The 22,056-nt window shown below is 71.9% G+C and carries 17 protein-coding genes; 11 read left to right on the plus strand and 6 right to left on the minus strand.

Annotation, left to right across the window (positions count from 1 at the left end):
- Nucleotides 1-11 precede the first annotated feature (11 nt).
- Nucleotides 12-1,739, minus strand: coding sequence for a gamma-glutamyltransferase (ggt, locus tag ACQYVW_RS06825; RefSeq protein ID WP_434946458.1), 1,728 nt, complete (start codon nucleotides 1,737-1,739; stop codon nucleotides 12-14).
- A 280-nt stretch (nucleotides 1,740-2,019) separates the two neighbouring features.
- On the opposite strand from ggt, the gene ACQYVW_RS06830 reads away from it, so the two are divergent.
- The 4 genes from ACQYVW_RS06830 (at nucleotide 2,020) to ACQYVW_RS06845 (ending at nucleotide 9,072) form a co-directional block, all read left to right on the plus strand.
- A complete protein-coding gene (locus ACQYVW_RS06830; protein WP_434946459.1) occupies nucleotides 2,020-3,756 on the plus strand; it encodes a gamma-glutamyltransferase family protein in 1,737 nt (578 codons plus the stop codon).
- A gap of 32 nt (nucleotides 3,757-3,788) precedes the next feature.
- The gene (locus tag ACQYVW_RS06835; RefSeq protein WP_434946460.1) at nucleotides 3,789-4,721 is read left to right on the plus strand and encodes a LysR family transcriptional regulator; all 933 of its coding nucleotides are present in this window, start codon (nucleotides 3,789-3,791) and stop codon (nucleotides 4,719-4,721) included.
- Between the two features lie 231 nt (nucleotides 4,722-4,952).
- Nucleotides 4,953-7,652 (plus strand): TonB-dependent receptor plug domain-containing protein, encoded by a 2,700-nt coding sequence (locus ACQYVW_RS06840; RefSeq protein WP_434946461.1) that lies wholly within the window; start codon nucleotides 4,953-4,955, stop codon nucleotides 7,650-7,652.
- Nucleotides 7,653-7,698: 46 nt separating this feature from the next.
- Nucleotides 7,699-9,072, plus strand: a complete 1,374-nt coding sequence (locus tag ACQYVW_RS06845) for a serine hydrolase domain-containing protein (protein ID WP_434946462.1) — start codon at nucleotides 7,699-7,701, stop codon at nucleotides 9,070-9,072.
- Here the strand turns inward: ACQYVW_RS06845 and ACQYVW_RS06850 are convergent.
- Both ACQYVW_RS06850 and rsgA read right to left on the minus strand, forming a co-directional pair.
- On the minus strand, nucleotides 9,062-10,342 hold the full coding sequence (locus ACQYVW_RS06850; RefSeq protein WP_434935912.1) for a flavohemoglobin expression-modulating QEGLA motif protein: 1,281 nt from the start codon (nucleotides 10,340-10,342) through the stop codon (nucleotides 9,062-9,064). The genes ACQYVW_RS06845 and ACQYVW_RS06850 overlap by 11 nt on opposite strands.
- Nucleotides 10,343-10,375: 33 nt before the next feature.
- A complete protein-coding gene (gene rsgA / locus ACQYVW_RS06855) occupies nucleotides 10,376-11,479 on the minus strand; it encodes a ribosome small subunit-dependent GTPase A (protein ID WP_434946463.1) in 1,104 nt (367 codons plus the stop codon).
- 109 nt (nucleotides 11,480-11,588) lie between these two features.
- Here rsgA and ACQYVW_RS06860 point away from each other — a divergent pair, with 109 nt between their 5' ends.
- From ACQYVW_RS06860 to ACQYVW_RS06875, 4 genes are all read left to right on the plus strand, one after another.
- Nucleotides 11,589-12,899, plus strand: coding sequence for a M14 family metallopeptidase (locus tag ACQYVW_RS06860; RefSeq protein ID WP_434946464.1), 1,311 nt, complete (start codon nucleotides 11,589-11,591; stop codon nucleotides 12,897-12,899).
- A gap of 81 nt (nucleotides 12,900-12,980) precedes the next feature.
- Nucleotides 12,981-14,246 (plus strand): aminotransferase class I/II-fold pyridoxal phosphate-dependent enzyme, encoded by a 1,266-nt coding sequence (locus tag ACQYVW_RS06865; RefSeq protein ID WP_434934787.1) that lies wholly within the window; start codon nucleotides 12,981-12,983, stop codon nucleotides 14,244-14,246.
- Between the two features lie 193 nt (nucleotides 14,247-14,439).
- The gene (locus ACQYVW_RS06870) at nucleotides 14,440-15,072 is read left to right on the plus strand and encodes an SGNH/GDSL hydrolase family protein (RefSeq protein WP_434934789.1); all 633 of its coding nucleotides are present in this window, start codon (nucleotides 14,440-14,442) and stop codon (nucleotides 15,070-15,072) included.
- Nucleotides 15,065-15,760, plus strand: a complete 696-nt coding sequence (locus ACQYVW_RS06875; RefSeq protein WP_434934791.1) for a methyltransferase domain-containing protein — start codon at nucleotides 15,065-15,067, stop codon at nucleotides 15,758-15,760. The genes ACQYVW_RS06870 and ACQYVW_RS06875 overlap by 8 nt, the downstream gene beginning before the upstream one ends.
- Nucleotides 15,761-15,822: 62 nt before the next feature.
- Here the strand turns inward: ACQYVW_RS06875 and ACQYVW_RS06880 are convergent, their stop codons facing one another.
- The gene (locus ACQYVW_RS06880; protein WP_434946465.1) at nucleotides 15,823-16,638 is read right to left on the minus strand and encodes a polysaccharide deacetylase family protein; all 816 of its coding nucleotides are present in this window, start codon (nucleotides 16,636-16,638) and stop codon (nucleotides 15,823-15,825) included.
- Between the two features lie 90 nt (nucleotides 16,639-16,728).
- On the opposite strand from ACQYVW_RS06880, the gene grxD reads away from it, so the two are divergent.
- Nucleotides 16,729-17,655, plus strand: a complete 927-nt coding sequence (grxD, locus tag ACQYVW_RS06885) for a Grx4 family monothiol glutaredoxin (RefSeq protein ID WP_434934794.1) — start codon at nucleotides 16,729-16,731, stop codon at nucleotides 17,653-17,655.
- 44 nt (nucleotides 17,656-17,699) lie between these two features.
- On the opposite strand, the gene ACQYVW_RS06890 is transcribed toward grxD, so the two are convergent.
- Nucleotides 17,700-18,236 (minus strand): DUF924 family protein, encoded by a 537-nt coding sequence (locus ACQYVW_RS06890; protein WP_434946860.1) that lies wholly within the window; start codon nucleotides 18,234-18,236, stop codon nucleotides 17,700-17,702.
- 154 nt (nucleotides 18,237-18,390) lie between these two features.
- Entirely contained in the window at nucleotides 18,391-19,167 is a 777-nt protein-coding gene (locus ACQYVW_RS06895) for an AMP nucleosidase (RefSeq protein ID WP_434934800.1), read from the minus strand.
- Between the two features lie 105 nt (nucleotides 19,168-19,272).
- On the opposite strand from ACQYVW_RS06895, the gene ACQYVW_RS06900 reads away from it, so the two are divergent.
- Together ACQYVW_RS06900 and ACQYVW_RS06905 are read left to right on the plus strand one after the other, a co-directional pair.
- The gene (locus tag ACQYVW_RS06900) at nucleotides 19,273-20,649 is read left to right on the plus strand and encodes an amidohydrolase (protein WP_434946466.1); all 1,377 of its coding nucleotides are present in this window, start codon (nucleotides 19,273-19,275) and stop codon (nucleotides 20,647-20,649) included.
- The gene (locus ACQYVW_RS06905) at nucleotides 20,646-21,983 is read left to right on the plus strand and encodes an amidohydrolase family protein (RefSeq protein WP_434946467.1); all 1,338 of its coding nucleotides are present in this window, start codon (nucleotides 20,646-20,648) and stop codon (nucleotides 21,981-21,983) included. Before ACQYVW_RS06900 ends, ACQYVW_RS06905 begins: the two co-directional genes overlap by 4 nt.
- Nucleotides 21,984-22,056 lie beyond the last annotated feature (73 nt).

A 22,056-nucleotide genomic window follows, 5' to 3' on the forward strand; every position in this document is an offset into this window, starting at 1 on the left:
GCTATGCCCGCCTAGTGCGCGACCGCCGCCGCGCCTGGCCGCCGCGGGTCGGCCGCGCCCTCGAGGCGATCGGCGTCCAGCAGCAGGGTCTGGGTGCTGCCGATGGTCTGTCCCTGCCGCGGGGTGTGGCCGCGCCGGCGCAGGATCTCGAGGGTGTCGGGGCTGAAACCGCGTTCGATGTCGAGCTCGCCGCTGCGCGTCACCTGCTGGTGGATGCGCGGGAAGCTCGTGGCCTCGGCGACGTTCATGCCGAAGTCGACGACGTTGACGATCATCTGCACCACCGTGCCCGGGATGGTGTTGCCGCCCGGGCTGCCGGTCACCAGCCAGGGGCGGCCGTCGCGCAGCAGCATGGTCGGCGCCATGCTCGAGACCGGGCGGCTGCCGGGCCGCAGCGCGTTTGCGGGCGGGGGCCGGCCCTGGCGCGTGGCCTCGAGCTGGGCCTGCAGCGAGAAGTTGCCGATCAGGTTGCCGAGCAGGAAGCCGGTGCCTTCGATCATGACGCCCGAACCGAAATCCGCGCCGATGGTGTAGGTGTTGCTGACCGCATTGCCCTCGCCGTCGATCACCGAGTAATGGGTGGTCTCGGGGCTTTCCTGCGCCCAGATGTCGCCAGCGCCGACGCGATCGGCCGGGGTCGCGCGGTCCATGGCGATGTCGGCGGCGCGCCGGGCGGCATAGGACTTGGAGACGAATCCGTCCAGCGGCACGCGCGCCGCAGCCGGGTCGTTGGCATGCGCCTGGCGGTCGCGCCAGGCACGCTTGCTGGCCTCGGCGATCAGGTGCAGGGCATCGGCCGAGCCGGCGCCCATCGAGGCCAGGTCGAAGTGCTCCAGGATGTTGAGCGTCATCGCGACGCCGGGGCCGCCGCCGCTCGATGGCGGCATGGTCAGCAGCGCGTGGCCGCGATAGCTCGAACGCAGCGGTTCGCGCTCGATCGCCCGGTAGGCGGCGAGGTCGGACTTGCGCACGAAGCCGCCGTGGGCGCGCATGCCGGCGTCCAGGCGCTCGGCGATCGCGCCGCGGTAGAACGCGTCCGCGCCGTGTTCGGCGATCTGCGTCAGCGACCAGGCCAGGTCGGCCTGCACCAGCCGTTCTCCGGCGCGCAGCGCGCTGCCGTCCGGAAGCAGGAAGACCGCGGCGCCGGCCTGGCTGCGGGCCAGGCGTTCGCGGCCCCAGTCCAGGGCGAAGGCCTCGTCGCGGCTGAGCACCATGCCCTGCGCGGCCAGGTCGATCGCCGGCTGCAGCAGTCGCTTCCAAGGCAGCCGGCCGTAGCGCTCGTGGGCCAGCGCCAGGCCGGCCACGGTGCCGGGCACGCCCGCGGCACGGATGCCCGCCGAATGGCCCTGCAGCGCGCCATCCTTCCCGACATAGGCCTCGAGGGTGGCCAGCGCAGGCGCCATCGATCGGTAGTCGATCGCCACGCTGCGGTTTTCCGCGGCGAGGTGGACGAGCATGTAGCCGTCGCCGCCGATGTTGCCGGCGCGCGGCAGGGTCACGGCCATGACGAAACCCATGGCCACCGCCGCGTCCACCGCGTTGCCGCCCTCGCGCAGGACCTGCGCGCCGGCGCGGCTGGCATGCTCGCTCTGGCTCACCACCATGCCGTCGGTGTCGGCCACCAGCGGCTTGTGGATCTGTTCGTAGTTGAGCAGCTGGCGGGTTTGCGCCGCAGCCGGGGCGATGGCCATCGCGCACGCCAGCAGGGCCAGCGACAGGCGTGCAGTGAGGGTGCGCATGCTCGGATCTCCGCGTTCGTCGTGATCCGGCGCGATGCGGTGGCGCGACCGCTCACGCGTCGCGCCCCGGGCATCGTGCCGCGGATCCAAGCTGCCGCAGCGGCGCGTGGCTGTCGCGCAACATTTGCAGGGTCGGGTATGCCTGCGGGCTATGGCCGGCCCATAACCCCGGGCTGGGGCGGGCCGCAGCAAAGGAAGGGGCCGCCCGGCGCCGGCGACGATAGCCTGTTCGCGCGCGCCGCCCGCGGCGCGCTCATCCGCCGTTTCCAGGAGTGCGTCGATGGCCAGGTCCCCCATGCACACGCCGCTGCGCGCCATGCGCTGGGCCTGGCTCGCGCTGGCCGGCCTCGGCCTGGCCGCCTGCGGCAGCCCGGCCGTGCAGGCGCCCGCGACCGTCCCCGACGCGCCGGCCGGCGCGGACGCCGGCATGGTCAGCAGCGCCCATCCGCTGGCGACCGAGGCCGGCCTGGACGTGCTGCGGCGTGGCGGCAGCGCGATCGACGCCGCAATCGCCGTGCAGGCCATGCTCGGCCTGGTCGAGCCGCAGAGTTCCGGCCTGGCCGGCGGGGCGATCCTGCTGCATTACGACGCGCGCAGCCGCCGCGTGAGCGGTTATGTCGGCCGCGAGCGCGCGCCGGCGTCCGCCGGGCCTCGCATGTTCAGCGACAGCCAGGGGCGCCCGCTCACCCGGGCCGAAGCGATGCTCAGTGGCCGCGCCACCGGCGTGCCGGGCGTGGTGGACGCGCTCGAGCAGGCCCACCGCGCGCATGGCCGGCTGGCCTGGCCGACGCTGTTCGAGCCCATCGCGCTGCAGGCCGAACGCGGCTTCGCGGTGAGCCCGCGCCTGCACCGGCACATCGCCGGCGACTTCCCGCAGGCGCGCGCGGCGGATGTGGTCGCGCTGTTCTCCACGCCCGACGGCCGGCCGCTGCGCGTCGGCGAGACCTTCCGCAATCCCGACTACGCCGCGAGCCTGCGCCTGATCGCCGCAAGCGGCGCCGACGCGCTGCGCGACGGGCCGCTGGCCCAGGCGATCGCCGCGCGCGTGGCGGCGCCACCGTACGGCGCACGGCTCACGCCCGAGGACCTGCAGGCCGGCGTGGCCGAGCGCGTCGAACCGGTCTGCCGCCCGCTGCGCGCCTACCTGGTGTGCGTGGCGCCGCCGCCGGCCAGCGGCGTCGGCCTGCTGCAGCTGATGCTGCTGCTGGACGGCACCGACATCGCCGGGCGCGGCCCGCACGATCCGCAGGCCTGGCTGCTGTTCGCCGAAGCCAGCAGGCTGATGTATGCCGACCGCGACCAGTACGTCGGCGATCCGCACTTCGTCCAGGTGCCGATCGATGGCCTGCTCGATCCGGACTACCTGGCCGAGCGCCGCAGCCTGATCGGCGACCGCGCCGCCACGCGCACGCCGGTGCCCGGACGGCCACCGGGCGCACCGCAGGCCGACACCGATGCCACTGCCGAACCCGCCGGGACCACCCATTTCGTGGTGGTCGACGGCACGGGCAACGCGGTTTCGATGACCACCACGATCGAGTCCTACTTCGGGTCCGGGCGCGTGGTCGGCGGCATGCTGCTCAACAACCAGCTCACCGACTTCTCGTGGGGCGGCAGCGGGGCGGCGAATGCGATCGCGCCGGGCAAGCGGCCGCGCTCGTCGATGTCGCCGGTGATCGTGCTCGATCGCGACGGCGGCTTCGTCGGCGCCATCGGCTCGCCGGGCGGCAATGCCATCCCCGCCTACGTGGCCAAGGCCCTGGTCGGCTGGCTGTACTGGGACCTGCCGCTGCAGCAGGCGGTGGCGCTGCCCAACCTGGTCGCGCGCGGCGGACGCTTCAACGGCGAGGCCACGGCCTTCGCACCGCCGCTGCGCGCCGGCCTGGCGGAACTGGGCGTGGAGATCGTTGCAGGCTCCGGCGAGGATTCCGGCCTGCATGGCGTGGTGCGTCGCGAGGACGGCGTGCTGGAGGGCGCCGCGGACCCGCGCCGCGAAGGCGTCGCCGCACGACCTTAGCCATGGGACAGCGAAGCCCCGGCCCGGCCATCATGCCCCCAGTCATCAAGGAGTACCGGGGTTCCATGCGCTTCCGCCAGATCGAGGTTTTCCACGCCGTCTACACCACCGGCTCGATCAGCGCCGCCGCACGCGCGCTGCACGTCTCCCAGCCTTCGGTGAGCAAGGTGCTGCACCACACCCAGCAGCAGTTGGGCCTGGAGCTGTTCCGGCTGGTGCGCGGGCGCCTCGTGGCCACCGACCAGGCGCACGAGCTGTTCGTCGAGGTGTCCGAGGTGTTCAGCCGCCTGACCTCGCTGCAGAAGACCGTGGGCAACCTGCGCAGCCTGGCCAGCGGCCGGGTGCGCCTGGCGGTGGTGCCGTCGCTGGGCCTGCACGTCGCGCCGCTGGCGATCGCGCGCTTCCGCGAGCGCCATCCCGAGATCACCTTCGACGTGCAGACGCTGCACCACGACGAACTGTTCAAGGCGCTGTACGAGCGCAGCTGCGACATCGCCATCGCCTACAACCCGCCGACGCATCCGCGCCTCAAGCGCCGCGACATCGACACCGGCGAGCTGATGCTGCTGTTCAAGCCGGCGAAGCTTCCCGGGGTGGGCGAACACGTCAGCCTGCGCATCCTCGGCGGCCAGGACCTGGTCGGGCTGACCACGGGCGGGCCGGTGGGCGAACTGCTCAACCGCGAACTGCAGCGCCAGGACATCGACGTCAACGAGGTCGTGTCCAACCAGACCTTCTACATCGCCGCGGAGCTGGCCCGCCACGGCGTCGGCATGGCGGTGGTGGACGAGTTCACCGCACGCGCGAGTTCCGAACACGGAACCGCCTACCGGCCGTTCTCGCCGCCGCTGCAGTTCAAGGTGCAGTGCGTGCATCTGGAAGACCGGCCGCCGTCGGAAGCGGCCACGCGATTCATCGAACTGTTCGCGAAGGTGCTGCGCGAAACGAGGGCGCGGCCCGCATAACCTCGGGCTATGGCATTCGTTCGGATATTCGATAGCGAGGCGCAACGCCGAGTGCTTATCTAGGTCGAGGGTCGCTGCGCCGCTTGCGCGCCAGGGCGACCCGGGGACCCATCGCATCGATCTTTTCCGAATCTCGTGCAGCCAGCAGGAGCCGTCATGAATGCCCGCAGTCCAGTCCGCCGCAGTTCCGGTTCATTTCCCCGCCATCGTTCGACCCTGTCGGTCGCATGCATGGTCGCCCTCGGCCTGGGGGTCGCCGGCACGGCGGCGGGCCAGGAGCGCGCCGAACCGGAGGCGACCCAGCTCGACGCGGTGAAGGTCAGCGCCACGCGCGTGACCCGCGAGGGCTTCGAGGCGCCGACTCCCACCACCGTGGTGGATCGCGAAGCGCTGGACATCGCCGGCAACACCAACGTCGCCGACACCATCAACGAACTGCCGGCCGCACGCCCGTCGATGACGCCGACCAGCACCACCAACAACTCCAGCTACACCGGCGGCAACTTCATGGATCTGCGCGGCCTCGGCTTCCGCCGCGCGCTGGTGCTGGTCGACGGCAAGCGGTTCACGCCCACCCATGTCGAAGGCATGGTGGACATGAACGTGATCCCGCAGGGCCTGGTGCGCAAGGTGGAGATCGTGACCGGCGGCGCCTCCGCCGCCTGGGGGTCGAACGCGGTGGCCGGCGTGGTCAACCTGATGCTCGACCGCCACTTCGTCGGCACCAAGGGCACCGTGCAGGCGGGCACCACCGCGCACGGCGACGGCAATACCGAGCTGTTCTCGCTGACCTGGGGCACGCGCTTCGCCGAGGACCGCGGCCACGTCATCGTCTCGGGCGACTGGAACGACAACGACGGCATCGGCTGGATGCGCGATCGCGACTGGGCGGGCTGGGGCAAGATCTCCAACCCGGCCTACACGGCGGACAACGACGAGCCGATCCAGCTGCTGGTGCCGGACGCGCGCTCGGCCAACATGGCCTACGCCGGCCTGATCAACAGCGGCCCGTTGGCCGGCACCACCTTCGACGCCAACGGCGAACCGATCCCGTTCACCTACGGCGATCTTCGCAGCGGCAGCACCATGCAGGGCGGCGACGGCTCGGCCAACATCGACAACCTGGCCTTGCAGGCCCCCAACACGCGCACCACCGTCTACAGCCGCGCGTCCTTCGACTTCACCGAGAACCTGACCGGTTTCTTCGAAGGCTCCTGGGCCCGCTCCAGCGGCGTCAGCCCTTCGCTCACCCGCCAGGACACCGCCATCACGATCCGCCGGGAGAACCCCTTCATCCCCGACTCGATCGCCCAGCAGATGGACGACCTCGGGCTGGCCACGATCCGGATGGGCCGCTACAACCGCGACTACGGCACCTCGATCAACGACCGCTACACGATGACACGCCGCGCCGTGGCGGGGCTGGAGGGCTGGTTCGGGGACTCCTGGAGCTGGGATACCTACTACAGCGTCGGCGAGTCGGAATACGTGCTCCGGCAGGCGCAGAACCGCATCGTGGCCAACTACAACTTCGCGGTCGACGCGATTGCCGACCCGGTCACCGGCGAGGCGATCTGCCGCAATGCCGGCGCGCGCGCCGACGGCTGCGCGCCGCTGAACCTGTTCGGCGAGAACCGCATGTCGCAGGCTTCGCTCGACTACGTCCTGGGCACGGCCTGGCGCCGCTCCTCGGTGCGGCAAAAGGCGGCCGCCTTCACCCTGCGCGGCGAGCCCTTCGAACTGTCGGCAGGCCCGGTCTCGCTGGCCGCGGGCGTGGAATGGCGGCACGAGCAGGCGGCGGTGTATTCGGATCCGCTGTCGACCGACAGCGCCTTCGCCACCGGCAACGCGACGCCCTGGGATGGCGAGGTGTCGGTCAAGGAAGGCTTCGGCGAAGTGGTCGTGCCGCTGCTGGTCGATCGCCCCGGCGCCCGCAAGGTCGACCTGAACATCGCCGCACGCGTCACCGACTACAGCCTGTCGGGCACGGTGGAGACCTGGAAGATCGGCGGCACCTGGGAAGTCAACGACCTGGTCCGCTTCCGCGCCGCGCAGTCGCACGACATCCGCGCGCCTTCGCTGAGCGACATGTTCACCACCGGCACCACCTCGGTGTTCACCGTGTTCGACCCGGAGCTCGAACTTCGCTACAGCGTGGGGTCGCGGTCCTCCGGCAACACCGACCTGGTCCCGGAAGAAGCCGATACCACCACCTTCGGCGTGGTGCTGACGCCCTCGTCGGATTTCGGCATCTCGCTGGACTATTACGACGTGAAGATGGACAAGGCCATCATCACCTTCGGCGCGGCCGACAACGTGGAGCGCTGCTATTCCACGCATCCGCAGGTGTGCTCCACGATCGTGCGCAACCCGACGACCGGGCGCATCGACTACGTGCGCGCAGTGCCGCAGAACCTCGAGCAGCTGCACCTGCGCGGCGCCGACGTCGAAGCCAACTGGCGCCGGGATTTGTCGCGCGGCAACCTGGCCCTGCGCGGCCTGGTGTCCTACATCGACACCCTGTCCATGGACGACGGCATCACCGCCTCGGAAATGGCCGGGCAGACCACGCAGCCGACGGTCAGCGGCATCGGCGGGCAGCCGCACTGGCGCGGCAGCCTGTCGGCCATCTACCGGCTCGACCGGCTCACGCTCAACGCGTCGGCGCGCTACGTGGGTGGCGGCGTGATCGACCACACCTACACGCACAAGGACCTCAACATCCTCGAGCACTCCGGTCGCACCTACTTCGACATCGGCGGCAGCTACCGGCTGGACGACAGGCTGGACGGGATCACCCTGTTCGCGACGGTCAAGAACGTCGCCGACATGGATCCGCCGATCAACGGCGTCGGCGGCTACGCCACCACGCGCGCGCTGTACGACACCATCGGCCGCCAGTACACCGTCGGCCTCCGGTTCCGCTTCTGAGCAGCCCGTGGCCGTGCCGCGAGGCACGGCCACGCGGGGGACGATCATGATCAGAACCACGATGCTGGCCCTGGCGGTCGCCGGGCTGGCCTGCGCGCCCGCCTCGGCCAGCGACGATCCGCAGGTGCTGCGCGGCCTGCTCGCCGCGCAGTCCACGCAGGCGGCTCCGGGCTGCGCGCTGGCGACCTACCGCGACGGCCGTCTGCGCCAGCTGGTCAGCGACGGCCTGTCCAACCTCGACACGGGAACGCCGATCGACGGAGGCACCGTGTTCTACGCCGCCTCCGTGTCCAAGCAGTTCACCGCGCTGGCGGTGGTGCAGCTGGCGCTGCAGGGCAAGCTCGACCTCGACGGCGACCTGCGCCGGTGGATTCCCGAACTTCCCGTCTTCGCGGCCACGGTGACGCCGCGGATGCTGCTGCAGCACCGCTCCGGCATCCTCGATTCGCTGGCCCTGGTGCGGCTGTCGTCCGGGCCGGGACGCGCCGCCGACGCCGGCCGCGGACGCACCCTGGCGCTGGTGCTCGCGCAGACCGCGACGAACTTCGCGCCGGGCACGTCGACCTGGTATTCCAACGGCGGCTATCTGCTGGCGGCGGAACTGGTCCAGCGCGTCTCCGGACGTCCGTTCGCCGAGTACGTGCGGCAGGCCATCCTCGAGCCGATCGGCATGCACGACAGCTACGTGCTCGACGGCGAACCGCCCGCATCGCCGCGACGCGCGCACGGCTACGTCGACGGAGCGGACGGATTCGAGATCCGCGACACCTATCCGCGCTACGGCGGTTCCGGCGGGCTGATGCTCAGCCTCGACGACCTGGGCCGCTACGAATACGACATCGAACACGGGCACAAGGTCTGGACCCCGCAGGTGCGCGCGCTGATGGAGGCGCCGGGCGAACTCCACGACGGCTCGCCCGCCTACACGAAAGACCGCGCGGGCGGTCGGATCTATGCGCTGGGCCTGATGGTCGGGCAGCGCGACGGTCACTGGATCGTCGAGCACGGCGGCGGCGCCGACGCGTTCCGCCACATGTACAGCCGGGTGCCCGCGCAGAAGCTGGCGGTCGCGGTGTTCTGCAACCGCGCCGACCGCAACGTCGCGGCGATGGCCGACGCGGCCATCGCCCTGCTCGCACCCACCGGCGCCCATCGCGCCCAGCTGCCTGCGACCGGCCTGTATCGCGCGCAGACCTTGCCGGCGCGCTACCTGGTCTCGCGCATCGACCGGGACAGCCTGTCGCTAGCGATCCTGCCCGACGGCGCCGACGCGCCGGCCGAGGTGGTGCAGATGCGCCGCGATCCCGACGACGACGCGTTCCGCGGCGGCGGCCTCCAACTGACCGCCCCGGACGCGGACCATCTGGAACTGGGCACGCCGCGGGCGCGCGGCCTGCGGGCCCGCCGGATCAGCCCATGACCCGATCCGGCCCGCCGTCCGACAGCCGGTCGAGCCGGATGCGGTTGGCGAACAGCGAGAACGCGAGCTGGCCGGCCAGCCCGTTGGCCCGCGCCGCCCAGTCCGGCAGCCAGCGCGGCGGCAGCAGCACGCCGGCCTCGAACAGCGGATCGAAGCGCTGCACATCCTCGAGCGTCATCTTGCCCGCGAACAGCCAGCGGCACTGGCGCAGGCGGCCGTCGCGCAGGGCGTGGCGGAAGAAGGTATGCACCTCGACCAGGCCGCGCAGGTAGACGGTGTCCTTGGCGAACGCGGCGCCGCCCCCGACCGGCACCCCGCGGAACACGCGCTGGGCGGAGGAGAAGCTCTCTTCGGCGCTCTGGCCGGCGCTGCGGAAGTAGCCGAACACCTGCAGGAAATCCGCGCCCTCCATCGCCATCGCGATGGCCTCGGTGCGCAGGCTGATGCGCTTCATCCGCTCGATGTCGATGCTGCCGGTGATCTGTTCTGCCAGCACCGCCAGGCCTTCCTGGGTGGCGGTGATCCGCGGCGACGACATCGCCAGGCTCGGCAGCCGCGGCTGCGCGCGTCCGTTGAGCGCGGTCAGCGAGTGCACCAGCGCTTCGTGGTGCAGCAACTGCTGACGGTCGTAGTCGGTGTAGGCCGCGCCGGTGCGCAGGCGGATGCGATAGGCGCCGGCGGCGGCCTTGGCGATCATCTGCGGGTCGAGTTCGACGCTGACCACGCGTCCTTCGAAGAAGGCATCGAGTGCGTTCTGCAACTGCAGCTGCAGCGCGGTGGCGGAGATCGTGACCTGTTCCTCGGGCGCCAACAGCTCGCGGTCGAGTTCGTCGGCGATATCGATGAAGTGGCGCGCGGCGCTGCGCGTGCTGGGGCCGCCGCCAGGCAGCGGATCGTCCGGATGTCCGTACAGCGCCACCGACAGCGCGCCGGCGCCGGCGGTGCCCAGGGCTTCCAGCAGGCGCGCGGCGACGTCCCACTGCCGTGCCGAGTCGACCAGGTAGCGGCCGAGCGGATGCGCGGGGTCGGCGGCATCGGCGACGGCCTGCAGCTCGCGACGGGCCTCGCCGAAGTCGTGGCGCGGATAGTCGACCTGCGGCGGCCGCGGCTGTCCGCGCGCGAGATCGGAGAGGAAGGCCTGCTGCGCCGTCGCCGGCCAGCTGGCCAGGGTCAGCACCCGGATGCCGCGAGCAGCCTTGACCATGCGTGCGTCGAGCGCCGCGTGGTGCGCGATGTCCGGGGATTCCGAAAGCGCCTGTCCGGCGCTCATGACCACCGCCGCCTACGATCCGCCACGCGCGCCTCAGCGGCCCGCATTGCGGCCGCCCGGGCGCCTGCCGGCCGGCTTGCCGGGCAGGTGCGCGCCGGACTTCTGCGCCAACCGCGCCGCCAGCTGTCCGGCGGCGCCGGCCACTTCGTCGCGCAGCTTGAGGTAGTTGGCCAGCCGCCCCGGATCGAGCGCGCCGGCGGCCACCGCAGCGCGCACCGCGCAGCCGGGCTCGCGATCGTGCACGCAGTCGCGGAACCGGCACTGCTGCGCCAGCGCCTCGACCTCGGCGAAGCCCGCGTCGGCCAGTTCTTCCTCACCGGTGGGCTTGAGCTCGCGCATGCCCGGCGTATCGATCAGGCAGGCGCCGGACGGCAGCGGGATCAGCGCGCGATGGGTTGTGGTGTGGCGGCCGCGCGCATCGCGCTCGCGCACGGCGGCGGTCTTCATCTTCTCGACGCCGAGCAGGGTGTTGGTGAGCGTGGACTTGCCCGCGCCGGAACTGCCCACCAGCACGGCCGTATGCCCCGGCAGCAGCCACGGCGCCAGCGCCGCCGCCGTCGGGGCATCCTTGGCGTTCACCGCCAGCACCGGCACGCTGCCCGCCTCGATGCCGGCGAGGGCGGCCTGGGCGGCCGCGGCATCGGCGCCGGGGGCGTCGGCCTTGGTCAGCACCACCACCGGCTGCGCGCCGCTGCCCTGCACCAGCAGCAGGTAGCGCTCGATCCGGCGCGGGTTGAAGTCGCCGTCGAGTCCGCAGACCACGAATACGGTATCGACATTGGCCGCGATCAGCTGCTGCCGGTAGTGCTCGCCTGCGGCGCCGCGCTTGATCGCGCTGCGCCGCGGCAGCAGGGCCACGATGCGCTTGGCTTCTTCCACCAGCACCCAGTCGCCGACCGCGGGCCGGTCGTCCGGCGCCACCGTGCCCTTGCGGTAGCCCACCGGCCGCTGCCATTCGGGCAAGGATTCCACCGCGACGCCCTGGTCGGGCCCGCTGGCGACCACGTAGCCAGAGCGATGCTGTTCGACCACCCGCGCCGGCGTCGCTTCCGGATGCGCGGCCATGGCGTCCTGCCAGCGCGGATCGACATCGGCCCGCCAGCCGATCGCCCGCAGGCCGGCGTGCACGGGATTCAAGGGCGAGTGCGGGCGATGGTCATGCCGCGATTCTAGCGCCGCACCGCGCCACGCTTGGCAATCCGGGGGACGACTGCGACCATCGCCTGCCGGGTCCGCAGCTGTCCAGATGAAAGATCGAGGTTCCGTCCAGGCGTCGCGACCGGCCGCGGCGCGGTATCGCAAGCTGGCCCATGCCCTGGGCCTGGCGGCGGCCGCGATGCTGCTCATGCCCGGCTGCGCAACCCGGCCGCCGCCGCAAGCGGACGCGACGATGGTCGCCGGCGCGCCGGTGGCGACGCAGGCGCAGGGCGGGCGAACCTGGTCGTTCGATGAGGACGGCCTACACTTCGACAGCCAGCTGCCGGCCGCGCGACTGTCCGGCGTCGAGCGGCTGGGCGCTGGCCGCTATCGGCTGCACGTCGCGCCCGAAACGCATCCGATCAATCCCAGTCCCTGGTACGGCTTCCGCATCCGCAGCGAGGGCGCGCGCGCGCTGGACCTGCGGTTCTCCTATCCGCACGGCTACCGCCACCGCTACCTGCCCAAGCTCAGCCGGGAGGGGCACGACTGGCGCGAGGCAGGCCCGGCGGAATACAGCCTGGGCGATGCAGGCGATGCCCGCCTGCAGTTGCAGATGGAACCAGGTGAGCTGCGGGTGTTCGCCCAGCCTCCGCTGCTTCCCGACGACATGCAGGCCTGGGCGGCACGGGTCGCGGCCCGGGTCGATGCGCGGCAACACACGTTCGGCCGTTCGGTGCAGGGGCGCCCCCTGCGCGCCCTCGAGTTCGGCGCCGGCCCCGAAGCGCCTCTGCTGCTGGTGGTCGGCGGCCAGCATCCTCCCGAGAACACCGGCGCCCGCGCCATGATGGGTTTCGTGGAGACATTGGCCGGAGACACGGCGCAGGCGCGCGCATTCCGCCGCGGCGTGCGCGTGCTGGTAGTGCCGCAGCTCAATCCCGACGGCGTGGTCGGCGGCCACTGGCGCGGCAACGCCCATGGCATGGACATCAACCGCGACTGGGGCCCGTTCGCGCAGCCGGAAACCCGCGCGCTGCGCGACCTGCTGGCGGCCCGCAGGGGCGGCCCGGTGGTCTTCGCCATCGACTTCCACTCCACCTTTCGCGACGTGTACTACACGGTCGCCGAGGACCCGTCGCGAAAGCCCGGCGGCGTGCTGCACGACTGGATGGCGGCGATGGAAGCGCGCTTTCCCGGGCGGATCGAGGAAAAGGCCTACGCGGCCACGAGCGCGGTGTTCAAGAACTGGGCCTACTGCAGCTTCGGCGCGCCGGCGGTGACCTACGAGGTGGGCGATACCACCCCGGCGGCCACGCTGGGCGCAGTCTCGCGCCACGCCGCCGAGAGCCTCATGGCGCTGCTGACCGACCGGCCGGCGGCACCGCCAGCGCCTGCCTGCTTGCCCGCCGCCGCGGACTGAACGGTCCGTTCCAGCCCATGCGCGGCCGTGCCGGACGCGCATTTTCAGCTAGCATCTGCAAAGCCCCCCGGATCCGCCGCCATGCACGCCCCGCTGCCCACCCGCGAACGCCTGTCCGAAGTCCGGTACGAGATCCGCGGCGAACTCGCCCGGCGGGCGCGCGAGCTCGAGGGCCAGGGCCGCAGCCTGATCAAGCTCAACATCGGCAACCCCGGCGCGTTCGGGTTCCGTGCGCCCGAGCACCTGCAGCGCGCGATCGCCGACCATATCCACCGGACCGATCCCTATACCCACCAGCAGGGCCTGCCGGAGGCGCGCGAGGCGATCGCCGCGCACCACGTTGCACGCGGCACGCCGTACGCCTCGGCCGACCGGGTGTTCGTGGGCAACGGCGTGAGCGAGCTGATCGACATCTCGCTGCGCGCCCTGCTCAACCCCGGCGACGAGGTGCTCGTACCTTCGCCGGACTATCCGCTGTGGTCGGCCGCCACCATCCTCAACGACGGGCGGCCGGTGTTCTACCAGTGCCATGCCGGCAACGGTTTCCTGCCCGACCCGGTGGAGATGGAGGCACTGGTGTCGGCGCGCACCCGCGCGATCGTGCTGATCAACCCGAACAACCCCACCGGCACCAACTATCCGCGCGAGCTGCTCGAGCGCATCGTCGCGATCGCGGCCCGGCACAACCTGCTGCTGCTCTGCGACGAGATCTACGACAGCATCCTCTACGACGGTGCGCGCTTCGAGCCGGTCGCGCCGCTGGCGGGCGATGTGCCCTGCCTGTCTTTCGGCGGCCTGAGCAAGGTGCATCGCGCCTGCGGCTGGCGCGTGGGCTGGGCCGTGCTGTCCGGCGACCCGGCGCGCAGCACCGCGTTCCGTCATGCCATGGACCTGCTGGGGGCCCTGCGCCTGTGCGCGAACGTGCCCGGGCAGTTCGCGATCGAGGCCGCGCTGACCGGTGCCGACACCATCACCCCGCTGTGCACGCCGGGAGGCCGCCTGCACGAGGCGCGACGCGCGGTGATCGAGGCCTGTGCCGCCAGCGAACACCTCGAGCTGATCGCCCCGGCCGGCGCGCTGTACGCGTTTCCGGGCGTGGTGGGCGATGCGGCCAAGGGCTTCGACGACCACGGCTTCGCGCTGGAGCTGATGGAGACCGAGGACGTGCTGATCGTGCCCGGCACCAGCTTCAACGTGCCCTACCGCAACCACTTCCGCGTCACCCTGCTGCCGCAGCCGGAGATGGTGGTGGAAGTGTTCGCGCGCATCGATCGCGTGCTGGAGCGGCGAGCGCTGGCCAACCGCAAGGTGGTGCCGCTGAAGAAGAAGGCGCGGCCGGCGGCCTGAGGCCGCGGTGATTCCGGACTGCGCGCTGGATCAGGCTGCGCGCCGGGTTGCGTCTGGCGATCACCTTCGACCGTCCGCTTCGAGCTCGGGCCCGCGCAAGCGCGTCAGGCGCACGGGCGTGCGAAACCGGACCCGCGCGGACAGCGGCGATGGTCCTGATCGCCGGCAGAGACAGACTGAGGATGACATCGTCATGGATACGCACACGGCGACCCTGCGCTACCTGGCGCTTGGCGACAGCTACACGATCGGCGAAGGCATCGAGGCCTCGGCACGCTGGCCGGTGCAGCTGGCGCGTGGCCTGCGCGAGGAGGGCCTGGCGCTGGGCGATCCCAGGATCATCGCCACCACCGGCTGGACCACGGACGAGCTGTCGGCGGCGATCGACGCGGCCGAGCCCCTGGGCCGCTTCGACTTCGTGAGCCTGCTGATCGGGGTCAACAACCAGTACCGCCGGCGCGGGGTGGACGAATACCGCGCGCAGTTCGACGCCCTGCTGCTGCGCGCGACCGGTTTCGCCGGGGGGCGCCCCGGCCGCGTGCTGGTGCTGTCGATCCCGGACTGGGGCGTGACCCCATTCGCGCGGGACAGCGGGCGCGACCTGATCGCCATCGCGCGCGAACTCGACGCCTACAACGAGGCCGCCCGGGAGACATGCGCGGCGCGCGACGTGGCCTTCGTCGACATCACCGCGGTCAGCCGCGCGCGCGGCGCCCAGCCTGCGATGCTGGCCGCCGATGGCCTGCATCCATCGTCGGCGATGCATGCGCAGTGGACCCGGCTGGCGCTGCCGGTCGCGCGTCGGTTACTGTCCGCGGATGACTGAACAGACACTGCGGCCGCTCGATGCGGCCTCCGCAAAGGGAATTGCGCGCGCGTTCCTGCCGGCGCATCCGCTCGGCAACCGCTACGACTATTACTACACCCTGATCAAGCTGCGCACCGACCCGCTGTACCCGGGCGTGCTCGACGCGTTGCGCGGCTGCGACGCGCCGCTGCTCGACCTCGGCTGCGGCCTGGGCCTGCTGGCGCATGCGCTGCGCGTGGACGGCCAGGCGATGCCCTATGTGGGCGTGGACATCGACGCGCCGAAGATCGAACGCGCGCGTCGCATCGCAGCGCAGTCCGGGCTGGCCGACGCGCGCTTCGAGGTGGTGGACCTGGCGCACGGCTATCCACCGCATTCGGGCAGCGTCGCGATCCTGGACGTGCTGCAGTTCCTCACCCGCGCGCAGCAGGCGACGCTGCTCGATGCCGCGATCGCGATGCTGGCGCCGGGCGCGATGCTGGTGATGCGCGCCGCGCTGGACGATGGCGGCGCGCGCATCCGCCGGACCCGCGCCGGCGACCGCTTCGCCGCGCTGACCGGGTGGATGCCCGATCGCCCCAAGCACTACCCCACCGTGGACGAACTGCGCGCGCGCTTCGACGCTGCCGGCCTGGCGGTAGACATCCGGCCCTGGTTCGGCAACACGCCTTTCAACAACTGGCTGGTGGTGGCGCGGAAGGACTAAGCCCACAGGCTCGCCCCGCGCCGCTGGCCGGGGCCACCAGGCGGCAATTCCCGTCCCAGGCCTCAGCCCGGCGCGGCTTCGGCTGCGCTGTTGTCCAGGACCAGGTCCGGCAGCACCGCACGATAGCCCAGCGCGTCGAGCCGCTGCAGCAGCGCGCCGATCATCTCCACGCTGCGGCCATGTGGCGCGCCTTCGTGCAGCAGCACGATCGCCCCGGGCGCTAGGTCGCGCTCGATCGCGGCCACCACCCGGGCCACGTCCTGCTGCACGGCGTCGTATCCACGCGCGCTCCAGGCCACCCGCGCCAGTCCTGCACGGCGCAGCGGCGCGTGCACGAAGGGATTGGCGTGCCCCACCACCGCCCGGAACCAGCGGGGCGCGCGGCCGGCGATCGCGGTGAGCTGCCGCTGCGCATCCTCGATCTCGCGGCGCATCGGCGCCGGACCCAGCGCCCAGAACCGTGCCTGCGGATGGGTCGCGCTGTGGTTGCCGATGCCGTGGCCGCGGCGCGCGATCTCGCGCACCAGGTCCGGACGCGCGGCCGCCCGCCCGCCGACCAGGAAGAAGGTCGCCTTCGCGTGGTGCGCGTCCAGCAGGTCCAGGACCGCGGCGGTGTCGTCGGAGGGGCCATCGTCGATGGTCAGCCAGACCTCGCGCGCCTGCGTCCGCAGCCGCGACACCACCGGGCCGTACAGGGCCGAATTCGGCGCCAGCACGCCCCACCAGGCCAGCGCGTGGCTGGCCAGCATCAGCGGCAGCCCGATCGCCCAGCCCCAGTGCCACCAGGCCCAGGCCACCAGCAGCTGCGAGAGCAGCAGCAGGGGCAGCCAGGCATGCGGGCGGCGCGGCGGACGATGGCGGGTTTCCATGCGCCGCATGATGCCATCGCTGCGGCCTGCAACAGCCCGTTGCGGCCGGCACCACGGCGATCGCGGTACCATGGGCGGCCCGCTCCAAGGATCGCCGCCATGTCCCTCGACCCCGCCCTGCGCGCCCGCATCGATGCACTGTTGCAGGCCAACCGCGCCGTGCTGTTCATGAAGGGCGTGCCGGCCGCACCGCAGTGCGGATTCTCGGCCAAGGCGGTGTCGGCGCTGGATGCGCTGGGCGCCGACTACGCGCATGTGAACGTGCTGGCCGACGGCGAGATCCGCGAAGGCATCAAGGCCTATGGCGACTGGCCGACCATCCCCCAGCTGTACATCGACGGCGAACTGGTGGGCGGCAGCGACATCATCGCGCAGATGGTCAACAGCGGCGAACTGCACACCGCGCTGGGCCTGCCCGCGCCCGACCGCACACCGCCCGCGATCACGATCACCCCGGCGGCGCTGGCGATGATCCGACAGGCGATCGACGACGCCGGCGGCGAAGTGGTGCTGCAGGTGGACGTGGACCGCAACTTCCGCACCCGCCTGAACCTCGGCCCGGCCGACGCGGATGCGGTGTCGAGCGAGGTCGAGGGCGTGCGCGTGCAGTTCGACCTCGCCGGGGCGCGCCGCGCCGAAGGCCTGCGCATCGATTTCGCCGACGACATGCGCGGCAAGGGCCTGGTGATCGAGAACCCCAACGCGCCGCCGCCGGTGTCGCAGACCAGCCCGGGCGAAGTCGCCGCGCGTGTGCGCGCCGGCGAGATGACCCTGGTCGACGTGCGTCCGCCGGAGGAACGCGCGATCGCCTCGGTGTCGCTGCCGTTCCTGACGCTCGACGACGGCCCCGGCGCCATCGAAGCCTTGCCGAAGGATGCCGCGATCGCGTTCCTGTGCCACGGCGGCGGCCGCAGCGGCCGCGCCGCCGAGGAGTTCCGCCTGCAGGGATACCGCAACGTGCACAACGTCGCCGGCGGCATCGCCGCCTGGTCCGACACGGTCGACGCGTCGATCCCGAAGTACTGAGTCGCGCTTCTCGTCGCGCGCCCGGGGACGGGCGCGCGGCCGGGTCAGAATCCGCCGCCTGCCTCGAGCCAGGCCTGCTCCTCCGGCGTGCTGTCGCGCCCGAGCGCGCGGTTGCGGTGCGGGAAGCGGCCGAAGCGTTCGATCACCTCCAGGTGGGCCTGCGCGTAGCGCGCATAGCCCGGGTTGCCCAGTTTCTCGAACAGGTCGACCGAACGCTGCTGGTCGGCCATGTCCTCCGAATGCTCGAACGGCAGGTAGACGAAGGCGCGCAGGTCCTCGTCGACCTGCGCATCCAGCCCTGCGTCCACCATGCGGCGCGCGTAGTGCAGCGCCAGCGGATCGGTGGCGAAGGCGTGGCCGCTGCCGCGGAAGACGTTGCGCGGGATCTGGTCGAGCAGGATCAGCAGCGCCAGCGCGCCGTCGGCGCTGTCCATCCAGTGCTCGTACTCGCGGCGCGCGGCGGCGAAGTGCGCGTCCAGGAAGTTCGCGCGGCAGGCGGCGTCGAACTCAGGCCCGCCCTGGAACCAGCTGGCGTATCCGGCCTCGCGCCAGAACGCGATGACGGCGGCGGGCGTGGGCACGGGCGCGGTCACGCGCACGCCTTCATGGCTGCGGAGGCTTGCTGCCGCCAGTGGTCGCAACGGCAGCTTGCGCTGCAGGTCCGGATGGCCATGGGCTTTCCTGCGCGTCGAAGTGATCCGGCAGCATACCCCGCGCCCGCGCCAGGCGTCGGCGCTACTCGTCGAAGCGCAGGTGGCGCACCGACTTGCCGTGGCGGCGGATCAGGCGCAGCGCCTCGATGCCGATCTGGATGTGGCGCTCGACGAATTCCGCGCTCACCTTCGCGTCCGAGGCTTCGGTCTTGACCCCTTCGGGGATCATCGGCTGGTCGCTCACCAGCAGCAGCGCCCCGGACGGGATGCGGTTGGCGAAGCCGGCGGCGAAGATCGTCGCCGTTTCCATGTCGATGGCCATGCAGCGCATCGCGCGCAGGCGCTCCTTGAACGCGTCGTCGTGCTCCCAGACCCGCCGGTTTGTGGTGAATACCGTGCCGGTCCAGTAGTCGTGGCCCAGGTCGCGGATCATGGTCGAGACCGCGCGCTGCAGGGCGAAGGCCGGCAGCGCCGGGACTTCGGGCAGCAGGTAGTCGTTGGACGTGCCCTCGCCGCGGATCGCGGCGATCGGCAGCACCAGGTCGCCGAGCAGGTTCTTGCGCTTGAGCCCGCCGCACTTGCCCAGGAACAGCACCGCCTTCGGACCGATTGCCGACAGCAGGTCCATCATGGTCGCCGCGTTGGGGCTGCCCATGCCGAAGTTGATCATGGTGATGCCGTCGGCGGTGGCGCTGGGCATGGGCCGGTCGAGCCCGACCACGGGCGCGCCGGTCATGCGGCTGAAGTGGCCGAGGTAGCCGCCGAAATTGGTCAGCAGGATGTGCTGGCCGAAGTCCGCCAGCGGCACGCCGGTATAGCGCGGCAGCCAGTTGGCGACGATGTCTTGCTTGTCCTTCATCGATGGTCCTCCTGCGCGGCATTGTGTCACGCGGCATGACTTTCGGCCGCTTGGCGCGATCACGGCGACCGGTTACCGTCGCGCGATCCATCCCGCGAGGCCGCCATGCTCCGACCCCTGACCGCTGCGCTGTGCGCGGCCCTGCTCGCCGGCTGCGCAAGCACCGGCCCCGCCGACGCACCGCCGCCGTCCGCGGCCGCGGACGATGGCGACGCCTACGCCAGCACCTATCGCGCGATCGCATCCGCGCCGGTGCTGATCAGCGGCGCCACCGTGCTCACCGGCGACGGCCGCCGCCTGGACAACGCCGACGTGCTGCTGCAGGACGGCAAGGTGGCGCAAGTGGGCAGCGGCCTGTCGGCCGGCGCCAACGCGGTGCGCGTGGACGGCAGCGGCAAGTGGGTCACGCCCGGGCTGATCGACGTGCACTCGCACCTGGGCGTCTACCCCAGCCCCGGCGCCAGCGCGCACAGCGACGGCAACGAGGCGACCGCGCCGGTCACCGCCCAGGTCTGGGCCGAGCACTCGGTGTGGCCGCAGGATCCGGGCTTCGGCGCGGCCCTGGCCGGCGGCGTGACCGCGCTGCAGATCCTGCCCGGCTCGGCCAACCTGGTCGGCGGGCGCGGCGTGACGCTCAAGAACGTGGCCGCCACCACCGCGCAGGGCATGAAGTTCCCCGATGCGCCGCACGGGCTGAAGATGGCCTGCGGCGAGAACCCCAAGCGCGTCTACGGCCAGAAGGGCGGCCCGTCCACGCGCATGGGCAACGTGGCCGGCTACCGCGCCGCCTTCATCGATGCGCAGGAGTACGCGAAGAAGCGCGGCGGCAAGGAGCCGGGCAAGCGCGACCTCAAGCTGGAGACACTGGCCGGCGCGATGGCCGGCGACATCCTGGTGCACATCCATTGCTACCGCGCCGACGAGATGGCGCAGATGCTCGACCTGGCCAGGGAATTCGACTTCAAGGTCGCGGCCTTCCACCACGGCGTGGAGGCCTACAAGCTGGCCGACCGCCTCGCCGCCGACGGCGTCTGCGGCGCGCTGTGGGCCGACTGGTGGGGCTTCAAGATGGAAGCCTTCGACGGCATCCAGGAAAACATCGCCATCGTCGACCGCGCGCCCGGCGGCTGCGCGATCGTGCACTCGGATTCGGACGAGGGCATCCAGCGCCTCAACCAGGAGGCGGCCAAGGTGATGGCGAACGCGCGCCGGGTGGGCATCGAGATCGCGCCCGAGCGCGCGATCCGCTGGATCACCCAGAACGCGGCGAAGTCGCTGGGCGTGGACGATGTGACCGGCACCCTGGAGCCGGGCAAGATGGCCGACGTGGTGCTGTGGAGCGGCAATCCTTTCAGCGTCTATGCGCAGGCCGAGCAGGTGTACATCGACGGCGCGCGTGTTTACGACCGCAACGATCCGTCGCTGCAGCCGGTGACCGATTTCATGCTCGGCCAGCCGGTGGCGCAGGGAGGTGCACGATGAACCGCCCGGCATACACGACCAGGCCGGCGCCGCGTCGCGCGCGAGCAAGCCTGGTGGCGGCCCTGCTCGCGGCCGTGCTGCCGCTGTCGGCAGCCGCGCAGGACGTGCTGATCCGGAACGCCACCGTGCACACCGCGACCGAACGCGGCACGCTGCGCAGCACCGACGTGCTGGTCCAGGGCGGGCGCATCGCCGCGATCGGCAGCGGCCTGGCGGCAGGCTCGGCGCAGGTGGTCGATGCGCAGGGCCAGCCGCTGACGCCGGCCTTCTTCGGCGGCATCACCGGCATCGGTATCGAGGAAGTCTCGGGCGAAGCCTCGACCCGCGACACCTCGCTGGCGCTGGGCCAGAACGCCAGGGACATCACCGTCCGCCCCGAGTTCGACGTGACCCTGGCCTACAACCCCGAGTCGATCCTGCTGCCGGTGGCGCGGGTGGAAGGCATCGGCTTCACCCTGCTGAGCGCCGGCACCACGTCGGGGGGCTCGATCATCGGCGGCCAGGGCGCGGTGGTGCGGCTGGACGGCAGCGCCGATCCGGCCGGCCCCAAGGTGCTGTTCGTCGCACTCGGCGCGGGTGCGTCGAACCTCAGCGGCTCCTCGCGCGCCGGCCAGTGGATGCTGCTCGACCAGCTGGTGGACGAAGCGCGTGGCCGGATCCCCACCGACTCGAACTTCGCCCTGCTCACGCCTGCCGGCCGCGCCACGCTGGCCCGCTACCTGGACCACGGCGGGCGCGTGGTGGTCGAGGTCGACCGTGCCGCCGACATCCGCCAGCTGCTGCGCTGGGCGCAGAAGCAGCGGGTGCGCGTGGCCATCTCCGGCGGCGCCGAAGCCTGGAAGCTGGCCGGCGAACTCGCCTCGGCGCAGGTGCCGGTGTTCCTCGATCCGCTGGTCAACCTGCCGGGCAATTTCGACCGCCTCGGCGCGACGCTGGAGAACGCCGCGCGCCTGCATGCGGCGGGCGTGCAGGTCGGCTTCAGCCAGTCCGGCGATGCCTCGCACAATGCGCGCAAGGTGCGCCAGCTGGCCGGCAACGCGGTGGCCAACGGCCTGCCGTGGGAAGCCGCGCTGGCCGGCCTGACCCGGGTGCCGGCGCAGGCCTTCGGCGTCGGCGACCGGCTGGGCACCATCGCGGTGGGCCAGACCGCCGACCTGGTGCTGTGGAGCGGCGATCCGCTGGATGTCGCCCACACCGCACGCCAGACCTGGCTGGGCGGGCGCGCGATACCGATGCGTTCGCGCCAGACCGAGCTGCGCGACCGCTACCTGCGCGCCGAGCCGTCCGCCGAATCCGGTGCCCTGCCCCGCGCCTACCCGGCCCGCGTCGACTGAGTCCTGCGCGCCCCGCGCCGGCCGTGCCGGCGTGGGCACGCGCCACCGCCGCGCCTCGCCGCTGCATCGCGTC

It is taken from the genome of Luteimonas campi, from assembly GCF_051162505.1.
Classification (GTDB): Bacteria; Pseudomonadota; Gammaproteobacteria; order Xanthomonadales; family Xanthomonadaceae; genus Luteimonas.

Coding starts and splice junctions, on each gene's coding strand:
- ACQYVW_RS06895 (WP_434934800.1), bottom strand. CDS start 19,167: ATGAAGGACAAGCAAGACATCGTCGCCAACTGGCTGCCGCGCTATACC.
- ACQYVW_RS06870 (WP_434934789.1), top strand. CDS start 14,440: ATGGATACGCACACGGCGACCCTGCGCTACCTGGCGCTTGGCGACAGC.
- ACQYVW_RS06860 (WP_434946464.1), top strand. CDS start 11,589: ATGAAAGATCGAGGTTCCGTCCAGGCGTCGCGACCGGCCGCGGCGCGG.
- ACQYVW_RS06875 (WP_434934791.1), top strand. CDS start 15,065: ATGACTGAACAGACACTGCGGCCGCTCGATGCGGCCTCCGCAAAGGGA.
- ACQYVW_RS06880 (WP_434946465.1), bottom strand. CDS start 16,638: ATGCGGCGCATGGAAACCCGCCATCGTCCGCCGCGCCGCCCGCATGCC.
- grxD (WP_434934794.1), top strand. CDS start 16,729: ATGTCCCTCGACCCCGCCCTGCGCGCCCGCATCGATGCACTGTTGCAG.
- ACQYVW_RS06905 (WP_434946467.1), top strand. CDS start 20,646: ATGAACCGCCCGGCATACACGACCAGGCCGGCGCCGCGTCGCGCGCGA.
- ACQYVW_RS06865 (WP_434934787.1), top strand. CDS start 12,981: ATGCACGCCCCGCTGCCCACCCGCGAACGCCTGTCCGAAGTCCGGTAC.
- ACQYVW_RS06845 (WP_434946462.1), top strand. CDS start 7,699: ATGATCAGAACCACGATGCTGGCCCTGGCGGTCGCCGGGCTGGCCTGC.
- ggt (WP_434946458.1), bottom strand. CDS start 1,739: ATGCGCACCCTCACTGCACGCCTGTCGCTGGCCCTGCTGGCGTGCGCG.
- ACQYVW_RS06830 (WP_434946459.1), top strand. CDS start 2,020: ATGGCCAGGTCCCCCATGCACACGCCGCTGCGCGCCATGCGCTGGGCC.
- ACQYVW_RS06900 (WP_434946466.1), top strand. CDS start 19,273: ATGCTCCGACCCCTGACCGCTGCGCTGTGCGCGGCCCTGCTCGCCGGC.
- ACQYVW_RS06835 (WP_434946460.1), top strand. CDS start 3,789: ATGCCCCCAGTCATCAAGGAGTACCGGGGTTCCATGCGCTTCCGCCAG.
- ACQYVW_RS06840 (WP_434946461.1), top strand. CDS start 4,953: ATGGTCGCCCTCGGCCTGGGGGTCGCCGGCACGGCGGCGGGCCAGGAG.
- ACQYVW_RS06850 (WP_434935912.1), bottom strand. CDS start 10,342: ATGAGCGCCGGACAGGCGCTTTCGGAATCCCCGGACATCGCGCACCAC.